Source organism: Desulfosporosinus acididurans, from assembly GCF_001029285.1.
GTDB classification, from domain to species: domain Bacteria; phylum Bacillota; class Desulfitobacteriia; order Desulfitobacteriales; family Desulfitobacteriaceae; genus Desulfosporosinus; species Desulfosporosinus acididurans.
Map to the genome: position 1 here is coordinate 356,520 of NZ_LDZY01000001.1, position 13,333 is coordinate 369,852.

The 13,333-nt window shown below is 40.0% G+C and carries 17 protein-coding genes; 2 read left to right on the forward strand and 15 right to left on the reverse strand.

The features are described from left to right. Window positions 1-121: 121 nt before the first annotated feature. Window positions 122-1,510 carry a uridine kinase family protein gene (locus DEAC_RS01680; protein WP_047808273.1) on the forward strand — a complete coding sequence of 463 codons (1,389 nt, stop codon included), beginning with the start codon at window positions 122-124 and terminating at the stop codon, window positions 1,508-1,510. Window positions 1,511-1,634: 124 nt separating this feature from the next. Here DEAC_RS01680 and DEAC_RS01685 read toward each other — a convergent pair whose 3' ends face one another. From DEAC_RS01685 to nth, 5 genes are all read right to left on the reverse strand, one after another. After that, window positions 1,635-2,039: a methylglyoxal synthase gene (locus DEAC_RS01685; protein WP_047808274.1), complete on the reverse strand. Its 405-nt coding sequence runs from the start codon at window positions 2,037-2,039 to the stop codon at window positions 1,635-1,637. Between the two features lie 66 nt (window positions 2,040-2,105). Continuing rightward, the gene (locus DEAC_RS01690) at window positions 2,106-2,453 is read right to left on the reverse strand and encodes a GIY-YIG nuclease family protein (protein ID WP_047808275.1); all 348 of its coding nucleotides are present in this window, start codon (window positions 2,451-2,453) and stop codon (window positions 2,106-2,108) included. A 3-nt stretch (window positions 2,454-2,456) separates the two neighbouring features. Then, window positions 2,457-3,275 carry a menaquinone biosynthesis protein gene (locus DEAC_RS01695; protein ID WP_047808276.1) on the reverse strand — a complete coding sequence of 273 codons (819 nt, stop codon included), beginning with the start codon at window positions 3,273-3,275 and terminating at the stop codon, window positions 2,457-2,459. A 53-nt stretch (window positions 3,276-3,328) separates the two neighbouring features. Next, window positions 3,329-4,120, reverse strand: a complete 792-nt coding sequence (locus DEAC_RS01700) for a fumarylacetoacetate hydrolase family protein (RefSeq protein WP_047808277.1) — start codon at window positions 4,118-4,120, stop codon at window positions 3,329-3,331. A gap of 185 nt (window positions 4,121-4,305) precedes the next feature. Then, the gene (nth, locus tag DEAC_RS01705) at window positions 4,306-4,965 is read right to left on the reverse strand and encodes an endonuclease III (protein ID WP_047808278.1); all 660 of its coding nucleotides are present in this window, start codon (window positions 4,963-4,965) and stop codon (window positions 4,306-4,308) included. Between the two features lie 216 nt (window positions 4,966-5,181). Between nth and DEAC_RS01710 the strand changes: the two genes are divergently transcribed. Continuing rightward, the gene (locus DEAC_RS01710) at window positions 5,182-5,934 is read left to right on the forward strand and encodes a TSUP family transporter (protein WP_047808279.1); all 753 of its coding nucleotides are present in this window, start codon (window positions 5,182-5,184) and stop codon (window positions 5,932-5,934) included. A gap of 194 nt (window positions 5,935-6,128) precedes the next feature. Here DEAC_RS01710 and DEAC_RS01715 read toward each other — a convergent pair whose 3' ends face one another. From DEAC_RS01715 to fadR, 10 genes are all read right to left on the reverse strand, one after another. Beyond that, window positions 6,129-7,103 carry a VanW family protein gene (locus DEAC_RS01715; RefSeq protein ID WP_242847049.1) on the reverse strand — a complete coding sequence of 325 codons (975 nt, stop codon included), beginning with the start codon at window positions 7,101-7,103 and terminating at the stop codon, window positions 6,129-6,131. Between the two features lie 155 nt (window positions 7,104-7,258). Beyond that, entirely contained in the window at window positions 7,259-8,047 is a 789-nt protein-coding gene (locus tag DEAC_RS01720; RefSeq protein WP_047808281.1) for a PRC-barrel domain-containing protein, read from the reverse strand. 19 nt (window positions 8,048-8,066) lie between these two features. Beyond that, on the reverse strand, window positions 8,067-8,951 hold the full coding sequence (locus DEAC_RS01725) for a hypothetical protein (protein WP_152671336.1): 885 nt from the start codon (window positions 8,949-8,951) through the stop codon (window positions 8,067-8,069). A 547-nt stretch (window positions 8,952-9,498) separates the two neighbouring features. Continuing rightward, window positions 9,499-9,645 (reverse strand): hypothetical protein, encoded by a 147-nt coding sequence (locus tag DEAC_RS23450; RefSeq protein WP_161796406.1) that lies wholly within the window; start codon window positions 9,643-9,645, stop codon window positions 9,499-9,501. Between the two features lie 180 nt (window positions 9,646-9,825). Next, complete coding sequence (locus DEAC_RS01730) at window positions 9,826-10,440, reverse strand: YigZ family protein (protein WP_047808283.1); 615 nt, start codon at window positions 10,438-10,440, stop codon at window positions 9,826-9,828. A gap of 2 nt (window positions 10,441-10,442) precedes the next feature. Continuing rightward, window positions 10,443-10,832: a thioesterase family protein gene (locus DEAC_RS01735; protein ID WP_047808284.1), complete on the reverse strand. Its 390-nt coding sequence runs from the start codon at window positions 10,830-10,832 to the stop codon at window positions 10,443-10,445. 100 nt (window positions 10,833-10,932) lie between these two features. Continuing rightward, the gene (locus DEAC_RS24475) at window positions 10,933-11,058 is read right to left on the reverse strand and encodes a hypothetical protein (protein WP_282432753.1); all 126 of its coding nucleotides are present in this window, start codon (window positions 11,056-11,058) and stop codon (window positions 10,933-10,935) included. A 20-nt stretch (window positions 11,059-11,078) separates the two neighbouring features. After that, the gene (locus DEAC_RS01740; protein ID WP_047808285.1) at window positions 11,079-11,510 is read right to left on the reverse strand and encodes a CBS domain-containing protein; all 432 of its coding nucleotides are present in this window, start codon (window positions 11,508-11,510) and stop codon (window positions 11,079-11,081) included. A gap of 207 nt (window positions 11,511-11,717) precedes the next feature. After that, window positions 11,718-12,440: a bifunctional demethylmenaquinone methyltransferase/2-methoxy-6-polyprenyl-1,4-benzoquinol methylase UbiE gene (gene ubiE / locus DEAC_RS01745; protein WP_047808286.1), complete on the reverse strand. Its 723-nt coding sequence runs from the start codon at window positions 12,438-12,440 to the stop codon at window positions 11,718-11,720. Between the two features lie 298 nt (window positions 12,441-12,738). Next, window positions 12,739-13,332: a fatty acid metabolism transcriptional regulator FadR gene (gene fadR / locus DEAC_RS01750; protein WP_047808287.1), complete on the reverse strand. Its 594-nt coding sequence runs from the start codon at window positions 13,330-13,332 to the stop codon at window positions 12,739-12,741. Between the last annotated feature and the right edge of the window lies 1 nt (window position 13,333).

The following is a 13,333-nucleotide window of genomic DNA, read 5'->3' on the forward strand; positions in this document are numbered from 1 at the left end:
CTGAGTTCCTATTATTAAAGGCAATTCTCTGCTTATTTCTTAAAGGAAAGTTGAGACATTATGTGGAATATTATGTGGAATATCAGAATGACAACTTCATCACTTGAAAGGCGGTGCCAGAATGTCTGATTACTCAATTCGCAGATATCGTCAGAGTTCGATCCTTGGCCTAATCGGAGCTGCAAAAAAGCTCTTTCCGGATGAACAGCTTAAAATCTCCCACTCTATCCTTGATGGAGTCTATTGTGAACTTGAAGATTCTTTAATGTCATCAAGGGAAGTCATGAGACTTGAGGAAACTTTAAAAAACTGGGTTTTAGCGGATCAGCCCATCTCTTTTGAGTCAAATCGAGATAACTCATATCATTGCCGCTTGGACAATCTAGAAATTAAAACACTTTATCCTCCTCTTAATCGTTCAGGTTCCTTAAAGTACTTCCAATTGATTCATTTCCCTCCGGGTTTTATTTTACTCTTTCCCAATGCTAACCATCCAGAAACCCTAGCTCCCTTTGTGCCACCGGAAAAACTGTCGTCAACCTTTTCAGAAAGTCAGCGTTGGCTGGAAAATTTACATCTCACTAAAGTAGACGATGTCAACTCGATCATATCTGCGGATGGTTCAAATGACCTTATATGCTTAGCAGAAGCCCTACACGAAAAGAAGATCTCTTCTATTGCTGACCGAATTTATGAACATCGGCGTAATGTCCGTATCATTCTCATATCAGGTCCTTCTTCTTCCGGAAAAACAACCTTTGCTCAACGATTGTCAACACAGCTGCGTGTCAGCGGCTTACGGCCAATCGCTCTCTCTTTAGATAATTACTTTCTTTCGCGAGAAGAAACTCCGCGTGACGCTAATGGGCAATATGATTTCGAATCGTTAAGAGCTCTAGATTTACCTCTCCTTGCAGCCCATATTAATGCTCTGATTCACGGCGAACATGTCGAAACCCCCATCTTTGATTTTGTCAGCGGTCATAGGTCTCCGGTTGGCAAGCCATTACACCTTAGCCCTGACGAAATCCTCGTTATCGAAGGAATTCACGCTCTCAATCCAAGTTTAATACCCTCGCTGGACAGAAACCAAATGTTTAAGATCTATGTCAGTGCCTTATTCCAGTTAAATATTGATGACTATACCAGAGTCCCAACAACAGAAGTCAGACTTATTCGCCGTATCGTTCGTGACAATCAGTTTCGCGGTATTGATCCTGAGCGAACACTGGCACAATGGGAGAGTGTTCGACGCGGGGAAAACCAAAATATTTTCCCCTATCAGGAGGAAGCAGATGTTATGTTTAACTCGAGCCTTCTCTATGAATTGAATGCCCTTCGACCCTATGCTGAACAGCTTCTGCATTTGATAGCTTCCAATTCCCCTCACTATCAAACAGCGGCTCATCTCTTAACCTTGCTTTCGTTTTTCAGTCCCCTGGATGTTACTTCAATTCCTTTTATCTCGATTCTCCGAGAATTTTTAGGTGGAAGTATATATAACGTTTAACCTCTATTCTAAAATAAAGGTCGACGCTCAATTAAATCATAAATAAGCTCTTAGACATCCCGGCAAGAAAACTCCGCACACATTCTGGCGGAGTTTCTTAATGACACAATCCTAATTCGTTTCTTCAAAGCGTTTGACTTGATTTAACCTGCAGCTCTTCTAAGCAAAGTTTTACATAAGCCATTAAAATTTCCGCACTTTTTCGATTCGTCGCCAAGGGAACATTGTGTACATCACATACTCTTAACAAAGCCGCAATGTCCGGTTCGTGAGCTTGAGCCGTTAAAGGATCACGCAAGAAAATAATCATATCCAGATTTTGGGTCGCAACGAGACTGCCAATCTGCTGATCTCCTCCGATCGGACCTGACAACAGCGCTTGCACAGGCAAACCTACATGCTGTTGAATTAATTTCCCCGTTGTTCCGGTGCCTGTTAATTGACATTGAGCTAAAAGATCCTTATACGTTTTAGCAAATTCTATCATTTCTGCTTTTTTTTCATCATGGGCGATTAAGGCAATTCTCAAAATATCCACCTCATTCTTGGTAAATAGTCTTTAACCCTTATACTTTAATCAGCACGATGTTCAGCTTTACCTGAACGAGTTCACTTGATGTAGTTCTTTTGTCGCGACTGAAATGCAGAAGGTCAACTGTCGTCTTTCAGCAACACGGCAAATTTCCCAAGGTTCTTTTGTTAGACGAAGTTTTTCCGCTCGATCACACCGTTTAATAGCATACTCCAAACGCAGAGCATTCCCCCAAGAGTTGACCTCCCAAGCCTGAACCAAGGATACTGGGCCATGAGACGCAGTATATTTTGCCCCTTGCCTTCCAGAACCCTTCCCATTATGTTCGCGCGCTCTTCGTTCGAGATCCGTAGTTGCACCAGTATAGATTGTATCATCTCCACATCGAGCAAGATACACCCAATACCCCATACCTTATTCCTCCGGCCAACGCTCAATAATTGGACGGCTAGGCAGTAATTTTTCCTCATAACAGAGATCTAAATATTTATGCAGCCCTGACAATAATGCAGGGTCTAAATCATAATGAAACTGTGTAAAGTAATCCTTCCAAAAATCAATGGATCCGCCGAGCATCACCTGGCAAGCCTGAACGATATCCTCCATTTGCTTCAAGGCTTTAGATTTTGCCTCCAACAGCAGATGATAAACATTCTTAATTTCTTCAGCCTGCTGAGTCAACAACTTTTTCGGAAAAGCCCAGACAGCATAAGTCATAGAATGACCTGTTTGTTTTAACCATTCAGCCCCCAAATCGTAAATCAAACAATCCGGCTTCGCTTGTGCTGACCGAATTGCAGAATCGGCTATCAATAGAGCCGCGTCTGCCTGCAGGAACATATCGCTTAAATTTGAAGGCAAGGTTACATACTTGGGAAAGACTCCATAAAAGCGATGGAGTAGGATCTTCGTCAGATTAACCGAGGTTGCTGACATATCTGTTAGCGCAACGGTCAGACCATCCAGATTCTCTAAAGGAACTTTAGAAAACAAAAGAATTGACCCAACTCGTCCCTTCGTGGAAACCGAAAGGTTAGGCAGAATAAAATAATCTTGCCAATGCTCGCCATAAGAAAATGCACTGATTGGCGCCATATCTATCTGACCCTTAGCCAACATAGCATTATGCCCAGTAGGTTCTGCTGTAACCGAGGTCAGAAGTGGATGTTCTTTAGGCAAAAAATGAAACATCGGTAACATGTTTGTATTTGGGTTATGTCCAATTCGGATCATATCATCACCCCTATATAGGTTCTACCTTAGCAAGTTAAACGTTCTTAGGAAACTCATTCAGCAATTATTCTATTGTGTAATTCACCGATCGCCGGAATTTTAACAACGACCTCATCTCCAGGCTGCATCGGGCCAACACCTTCTGGGGTGCCAGTAAGTACAACATCACCTGGGAACAGGGTCATAACTTGGGAGATAAAGCTTACAAGCTTAGGTACAGAGGCCATAAAATATTTTGTATTTGAAGATTGCTTGATTTCTCCATTCAGGGAAAGTTGAATATCCAGGTTGCTTGGGTCAACATCCGTCGCAACCCAGGGACCAAGCGGGCAAAACGTATCAAAGGATTTTCCGCGAGTCCATTGACCATCCTTTTGCTGTAAATCCCTTGCCGTTACATCATTGGCGCAGGTATATCCCAAGATGGCGTCAAAGGCTTCCCCCTCATTTACTCCTTTAATGGTTTTCCCAATTACTATAGCAAGCTCGGCTTCAAAATCGACTCTTTGACTAATTTTGGGATAAATAACATTGTCTTCGGGACCTATAACACTGGTTTGAGGTTTCAAAAAAATAACAGGATCGTTAGGTGCCGAAGAATCCTTTTCTTTAAGATGTAATGATTGCTTTATTTCTTCGACATGTAATGAATAATTTAAGCCAACACATACTACTTTACTAGGTTCAACCGGCGCTAAGATACGAACTTCTTTTAGTTCCGCCCATTGATTAGTCAATTGCCTTTGAGAATCCAGAAACGTTCGATCAAGTAATTGAATTCTTGTGCCTTCTAGAACTCCAAATCTAATATCGTTCTTCTGATCCAAAAAGCGTATAAATTTCATAGTTCCAACCCTTTCGATTCTCAGATAGATTTACTTTCCTATTTCTTTCACGCTGCAAACCACTTTTTGTTCCCTAACTTTTATCTAACTAATAGGAAGTTCCCCTTCAAAACACTATCTATGTGTTTAGAAATATATTCTAACATGAAAGGCCTTTAAAAAGAAGATTAAAGAATATTGTCATATTAGAGTTCAGTACTCTTGAACATTTTACAAACCGATGGGAGAGGACACTCCGGGCAATTCGGTTTTCGAGCAAAACAAATGCGTCTGCCTAAGAAAATAAATAAATGATGAAGATCCGACCAACGTTCACGCGGAAATACATTCATTAATTCTTTTTCCACTTTTTCTGGGGTATTGCCTTCCGCTAAACCTAACCGATGAGCTACTCTAAACACATGAGTATCTACCGCTAAGGCCGGAACTCCATAGGCGTTACTTGCAACAACATTTGCCGTTTTACGTCCTACACCAGGGAGCTTTCTCAATAAATCAATAGTGTTGGGAACTACTCCTGAGTATTTTTCAACCAATAGTTGTGAAGCAGCAAGAATGTTTTTGGCCTTGTTATGATATAAGCCCAAAGACCGAATTTCACGTTCTAGATTATTTAAACCTAAAGCAAGAATGCTTTCAGGGGTATTTGCGCTTTGGAATAGCGCTGCCGTAACTTGATTCACCCTCTCATCTGTACATTGAGCCGATAAAATCGTTGCGATCAGCAGTTCATAAGGTGTATGAAATTCAAGCTCGCAGTGAGCATCAGGGAACGTTTTTTGCAAGGCAGTAAAAATAAACTCCAAATCAGAAGCTTCCATTATTTTACCCATTATTTTATCCATTATTTTTCCCTTTCTTACCTCCACCCGACGTCATGAGACAATTCCATAATCCGCAGAGTTAACTTCCATATTAGCTTTACAACAACTTCGCTTATCCCATCAGTAGGCCTACAATGTGCCAGGCTACTTGCCAAAGGATAAAATATGATGACGAATAGTCTCTCTAGCGGTATACTAAAGAAGCCTTCGGCAAATTGGTTAAAGAGAGGTATTTATATGTGGCTTAATCTTCTAATTATCAGCGCTCTGGGTTTTTTTGCTGCAGCAGTTGATGCAATTGCTGGGGGCGGAGGACTCATTAGCCTTCCCGCATTATTAGTAATTGGAGTCCCTCCTCATCTTGCCCTTGGAACTAATAAATTTGCTGCCTGCACTGCTTCCCTAAACAGTTCCATAACCTTCGCACGTTCAGGAAAAGTACATTTTCCTTTAGTTAAATGGCAGATTCCTTTTACCTTTATCGGTGCTTTACTGGGAGTCTGGGCTGTTCTCAGCGTCAGCTCTCAATTTCTTAATAAAGCTGTTTTAGTCTTAGTCCTGATTGTCGGTATTTATACGATACTACATAAAAACTTAGGCATGGAGAACAAATTTCAACAATTGATACCTGCAAAACTTATAGCCGGCTGCTTCTTTGCTTTAGTTTTAGGTTTTTATGATGGTTTCTTCGGGCCAGGAACCGGATCCTTCTTAATCTTCTCCTTCATATCCCTCTTCGGTTTCGATTTTGTTGCCGCATCAGCAAACTCGAAGGTATTGAATTTTGTTAGTAATTTTGCCTCGTTGATACTATTTGCATGGAATGGAAAAATTCTTTTCCTCTACGGAATTCCAATGGCAATTTCTATGATTCTTGGTTCACTCTTAGGAACAAAACTTGCAATTCGTCGCGGTGCGGCTCTTGTAAAACCCATTTTTATCACAATGTCACTTTTAGTTGCTGTTAAATTAATAGCGCAATATCTCTGAGATAGTGTACTCATTCCACTAAAGCTACACATCGAAGCTTTCACTTGTAAAAAGTCTTAAGATTGGATAAAGATCTGAATTTTCTCAACCATACATTGTTCGCAGGTGAAAATAGATACTCCCTAGTCAAGGTCTTAACCTTCTAACTAGGGAGCTTTCTATAATCCCTCAATTATCTTGAAGGATTATAGAGACTATTTAAAATCTTCATTGAAGATATCGGGGCGAACCGGATAGCCATCCGGTTGTTGAGCAGGGTGATTAGCATCAGCCACTCCAAATAGTCTTATTCTCAACCAATTTTCACCTGTAAGTGCGCTGACGAGAAGATAACCCTTCGTATCATTTTGAAAACGGAAGTCAAGCAAGCCATAGGCAACCGTTGCATCTTGACCCTTAGCAACATAGGATACCGGCAAAGAATGCATATGCCTTTCCACTACTTTCAGATTTGCCTCGCAAACCGCTTGAAATAAGGTACTGGAGTCTTGACATACGCCTCCTCCATCACCCTTTATCTCTTCCTGACCCACAAAAATATATGCTGGTCGATATCCTGCCGCCTCGGTACGTTCCCCAACTACTTTATTATAGGAAAAAACCTTTCCAGGAGCAATTAAGTAATTATTGATGGCATTAGCCGCTAATCTTACATTTTTGGTTCGAGGAGCATCTTGAGGGTTGAAATAGGTAGTATAATCTCCTAAAACATCTTTTATCTTGTCGATTTCGACTGGAGTAGGCTGGACCGGGATTTCTTGAACTAGTGCTTCAACTTGTTTGTTTACATGATCATTGGTAATTTTATGAAAAGTCGCATCAATATCTAGAGCTTGACCATTTTGGCCTGAAGTTTTTTCGAAATGCCGATTCAAATAAGAAATTGTTGCAGGAATCATGGGTTTATTAATTTGAGCCCCTATAGCCTTTAATTGAGAAACGATATCATCTTGATCTAATTCGAGAACTGGATTCAAAACAGGTTTATGCATTAAACTTTGTAATACATCCAAGTACCATACCCCGGAAACGGGTGGGAATATCTGGTTTAACCAGTTATCAATTTTAGCGTAAAAACGTTCTAATTTTAAAGGAAAACTCTTCCCTTGATAGACAATAACATCGGGAATTTCCTTTTTTAATTCGGAAGCTATTTCAGCTCGATTCAAACCAGAAAAATTCCGGCCCCAAATTATTAAACCTGAAGGTGCGCGATCGTGTGTACTCGCATAAGTTGCAACGCTCCCCAAACTTAAAGTTACACATAATTGAACGAGTAACACAGTCAGAATGAACCCAGCCCTTTTCATTGTTTTTCAGTTCCTTAGTTTTTCTGTAAATGAGATGTGATTTCCATAAGGGTGCTGCGTGAAGTGATAAACGATATCATCTCCGGAGTAATCCGTTCACCCGCTCGCAAGACATTTCCGTTATCCAAAGCAATATCTTTCTCAACCATTTTGCCGATAAAATATTGCAGTTGGCGTTGTTCAAAAAGGTTAAACCCTTTATCCCCTTCTTCAACTTTAGCTGAAGTTACCTCTTGTACACCTGTAGCGGGAGTTACCTCTTGTACACCTGTAGGTTCAGTAATGCTGTTGACTACAGGATCAACGTTGCTAAGTTGTTGCTTCTCTTTCTCCCCTTCTGCAGAAAATCCTTCAATAATGAGTAACTCTTTTCCTAAAGTTATGACTTTCTCGGCTCCGATCTCATGGACCTGTCCATTAGACTCGAAGATACAAGCAGAAATCCGTCCTGTTTCTTCATCGAGGAGTATTTCCGTTACTTCTCCAATCAACTGTCCTTTTTTGGTTAATACTTTTGTGCCTATAACTCTTGTATCAAGATTTAATAATTTTTGAGCCTCCGTATTTTGAGCAACATCTTGAATAACACCAGGGTTGGGAATTGTCATTGCAAATTCACCTATACCCAGAATATCTTTAAAGGCGATAATTTTCGCTCCCAAAAAATCTGTAGGCTGATCAACAATCACAAAGTCTAATGTTTTTTCTTGGGGATTAAGAACGATATCTTTTACAGCTCCTGCTTGAGTACCATCGGCAATACTAATAATCCTTAATCCAATAATTTCTTTCGTAGGTTTCATTTTAAAAACCAGCCCCCTATTAATATAAATATTTCTCGAGATCTTCTTTCTTTAACCAGACCTCAAATTGAAATTGTAAATCCGAACTAAATTGCGGTCTATATTTCTGGGCGTAACCCATGATCCTAGAAATTGCGTAATAAGATTCCCCAATATTTTTCCAGAGCCAATAGCAATCAAGGATTAAATAAAATGCTATATCTGGCTTAGGTTCTAGACATAACGCTTGAAGAAAATAAACAGCTGCCTGAGCAAAATTCCCTGCAAATTTTTCGTTAAAGCCTAAGTTAAGAAGCTCATCTAAAGTTAATTGATCTAAATGCTCATCTAAATTTGCTTCTTTAGGTATCTCTTCTCCCATAACAGATTTTTCAGATACCTCGGTTTCCATTATCAGCTCTCCGAGGGCCTCGACTTCCTCTACCGGTTCTTCCGGCACCTCGGTTTCCATTATCGGTTCTTCGAGGGCCTCGACTTCCTCGACTGGTTCATCCGGCACCTCGGTTTCCATTATCGGTTCTTCGAGGGCCTCGACTTCCTCTACCGGTTCTTCTGGCACCTCGGTTTCCATTATCGGTTCTTCAAGGGCCTCGACTTCCTCTACCGGTTCTTCTGGCACCTCGGTTTCCATTATCGGTTCTTCAAGGGCCTCAACTTCCTCGACTGGTTTTCTTTCTTTCAGCACGTTGATCAATTCTATCCTAGAACTCTCTATACTATCGGTACTTTCAAAGGTGATGAATTCAGAAGGCTTTTGAATTTGTTGAGAACCGCTTTCCTTCCTATTACCTTCTGATTCACTAAAACTTTGATAGTCATTAAAAGGTTCTTTATCATCATGAGGCCCATCGTTATCATTGATTTTAAGTCCTTTTAAACAAATACTTTGGTCTAGTAAATTCATAGGATTAAGATTAATTTGTTCATTTCTGAGGTCTCTATTCTCTGTTTCAGCATAGGCGTCTTTCTGGGAATTCGTATTCTGCTTTCTCACGATTTTCATAATACTCGGCCAAGCAGCGCCCGCGAATATGAGAATCGTGGTTAAAATCAACCATAGCCCTATTCGTCCAGACTGAAGGACAAAAGGGAAAACCATAACATCTCCACACAATAAGAAGGCTATTAGAATAGCACTTCTTTTGGTCAATCCCCAAGTATTTGCTCGAAAAGTGATAAAGGCTATGAATGGAAGACTTCCCAAAAAAACAATAACTTCATATGCCAGAATACGGGTCCCCCCTCCATCTGTACAATCCTTAATTAGATTCGACAGAAAATTACTTTCTCCTTCTTCTTTCAGCTATAGTTTGCTGGCATTCCAAGATAATAGCGAATTAATGTCATAATTTAAGATTTAGAAAGAAAAAAACCCCGCTGCTTTAAGAATGCGGAGTTTTGGATTCATTCATTCTCTTATATTCTACTTTAAATTGCCATAATTACCTGTATCAGGCTTCTTGAGTCTGTGAAACAAAACCGCCATCAATAGGAACTTTACGGATAGATCTTAAAATTTGTACACCAGATGTTACAACTACTGCGGTACAACTTAAAAGAAAAGAACCGATCATTACTGTTCCTACCCAAGTTAACATATACACACGCTCCTATAAATATATTAAATAGTTCCATGTTTCACTTTAATAATAACAGATTACCCCCAAAAAGAAAAGTGATTGTATTCACTTTCTCAAAGTTTTACTCTTTTAAATATTTACTAAAATTTAACTTTTTGAAATTGTTTTTATATTTTTAAATTAAATATTACTCTTAATCTATTCCCACACAAGTCCTTTATCTTCATATTTAACTTGATTTCTAGTGAAATCAGCTAACCATTTCAAGAATAAATCCGTTTGATTTTCCGGAACAGAGATTATGAAATGAATGAGCTCCAGGAATTCTTCATCGCGGATACGCCAATTCCGTTGCTCAAATTGATACTTCAATGAAGAATACCATTCGTAAGATAGAGATAATTGATATTGATGAAAAAGGGTCAATTGAACTAATTGACCCCCCTCAAAAACCTGTTTGGCAGTGCTGCCGTATGCTCTTGTCAGGCCTCCCGTACCGAGAAGTACTCCCCCAAAATACCTAACAACAACCAGTAAAACGTTCCAGAGGTTCTGATGTTTAAGAATGTCTAATACCGGACGCCCACCAGTACCCTGCGGCTCTCCGTCATCAGACGCTTTCTCTAAATTACCCTCGTGTAAACGATAAGCATAAACATAGTGTCGGGCATTTGGATAGTCTTGGCGAATTCCTTCCATAGCCTGATTAATTTGCTCTAGGGAATGAACAGGGGTTCCGATACCGATGAAACGTGATTTATCAATAGTTTGCTCAGATATTGTCTTTTGGGAAAGTGTATAAAAACCTTCCATTATTATATCCTCTGGTTTCGTTTTTGTGCCTTACTCAAAAAAGGTTCTGCTTCAATGATAAAGCGTTCATGTTTGCCAGAACCAATCTGTCCAGCTTCATCACTGGCTTCCACCCTAAAAACTAACCGCCTGCGATCAATTTCAATCAACTCAGCAGTGGCGGTTATTTTACAGCCTATAGGAGTTGCAGCAGAATGGGTAATCATTAAGGACGTCCCTACACTTGATTGCCCTTCAGACAATTCAAAAGCATTCATTGCAGCCTGCTCCATAAGGGCTACCATGGCGGGTGTGGCAAATACTTCCAATCCCCCGCTGCCCATAGTCTTCGCAGTATTTGCTAAGGTTACAGTTGTTTCTGCTTGTCCTCGTGAACCGATATTAATTGTCACTCGTCAAAACATCCTTTCCTCGGCGCTTTACGTTTATTTTATCATAAAATAAAGTAGTGTGTGAAATTGTCACAACACTACTTTAGCAGTGATCTCTTATTTACATTTTAGCTAACCAATAGCCAATGTATCCTACGACTACAATTCCAACCACATGCAAAACCCACCAACCTGTACGAAACGCCCCCCATGTCCCTAAATCCATTCGATCACGCAAATCGGCCATTTACGCTTCATCCTTTCCGTTTAGTTCAAGTTCTGATGGGCGCCTTGAGAAATATCGCTTAGAGCATCCCCTGCTTCATTAACATGAATTTTTTCAATAGCCAAGTCTCCAATAGCAACAATACCTACTAATCTATCTTGATCCACGACTGGAAGTCTTCTAATTTGATATTGAGACATTAAATCGGCTGCCTCATGAACGTCCTGATTGGAGGAAACACTAACAACATTCTTACTCATAACATCTTGTACTACAGCTGTGTTATAATCTTTGCCGACTGCTATTACATTCAAAACGATATCTCGGTCTGTGATCATACCAATTACTTTATTGTTATCACAAATTGGAATTGATCCAACATCATCTTTTTTCATTAAACGTGAAACTTCTGAAACCGTAGTTTTTGGTCCTACCCAATCAACAGTTCTTGTCATAACATCACATACCTTCATAGTTATGCCCCTCCTAAAAATTATTATTTGAACGAGATTAGTATGTTCATTCTCATTAAAACCATGCCCGATTATCAAGAATAATCATTACTTATTTTTTACAAAAAATAAAAAGAGCCGCAAAACACAGCTCTGTTAGCTCCCCATATTGTTCAATCAAGGAAGCAGATTTTAACTATCAAATTTTAGAAACTTCCAAAGCACAGTCTACAAGCGTGGTTTTGTTCCAGCTATAATAGCCACCACACCGCCAGCCAAATTGATGTACTTAGTATCTCTCAAACCACATTCGGAGAAAATTCTAGTAAGTTGTTGCTGTGCAGGAAATTCTACTGCTGAGTCATGTAAATATTGATAAGCACTTGCCTTCTTGGCCCAAATTTGCCCCATCAACGGAACTAACTTATCAAAATATAACCAATAAGCTTGTTTAAAACCGGGGCATGTTGGCTTAGCCATATCTAAGGAAACGACCTTCCCGCCAGGCTTAACGACTCGGATCATTTCCTGGATGCCTTTTCTTAGATTTGGTAAATTTCGCAGTCCCCATCCTACCGTAACCCCATCGAAAGTACTCTCTGGAAAAGGAAGTTCCATGGCATCTCCCTGAATAAATTGAATTCGCCCTTTTTCTTCCGATTGAGCAAGTGTCTGTTGGGCTACATCAAGCATTTTTTGCGAGAAATCTAAGCCAATCACCTTACCTTCTCTTCCGACCGTTTTACCCAATTCCAAGGAAAATTGTCCAGTCCCGCAACAAACATCAAGAATAGTCATACCTGGTTTGGCGCCGACTTGCTGAACTGCAATCCGCCGCCAACGTTTGTCCATTCCCAAGCTCATTAAGCTATTCATCAAATCATAATGCCCAGCAATCGAATTAAATGTTTCTTGAACATAAGCAGCTTTATCTTTACCTGAAAAATCCATATACTTACTCCCATTCTTAACTTCATACTCTCCATAGTATTAGATATTCCTATAAATAATACGCGATGGAATAGGTGTTGTCTAGCTGTCCAGGTATTAGCAGTGCAATTGGGGAACAAAGTGAACTCATCCAGCTACTGCTGAAGCCCATAACTAATGTGATCGCGGGAACCGCTTCCACTTGAAGAAGTGGCAATCTTACAAGTGGATCAAAATCCGTTTTCGTAAAAAAAAGAAGGATTTGCTTAGGCATTTCCTTCTTGAAACTTCTAATGCATTTTTAACCAAAATATCCGCCTTAATTGCCATCTCGGATTCTGAAAGCCCCGCACATAAGATCGAAGGCGGTATCTTCCAAATCTTCCAGAGCTCTTGGCTTTTTAGAGATAACCCAATCACTGACCATAGCATCGAGAGTCCCAAAAAGCATTTGACGTCCAACCACGATGTCAGGCAACGCAAATTCGCCATTTTTAACTCCTTCAGTCAAAACTTGCTCGATGCAATGAAAATATTCGCGCAAGGGTCCGGATATTGCTTCTCTAATCTTTGGATTTGATTGCCTCAACTCAATTTGAGTAAACATAGCTAAGGATCGATTTTCCTGCATATATCGCAAATGGGTCTTAATAATACGTAATAATCGTTCCTTTGCGGTTTGACATTTTTCAATTTCTTGAAGGACCTCGATTATAAACTTCCCCATTCGTTCTGTAAATAGACTAATAAGAATATCCTCTTTATTCTTAAAATAGAGGTAGATTGTTCCATCGGCAACTCCGGCCAGTTTAGCAATTTTAGATATCTGACTATTGAAAAAACCATATTCTGCAAATGCCTCAGTTGCCGCATCAAGAATGGCTTGATACTTTTCTTCTCGGGGTCTACTCATC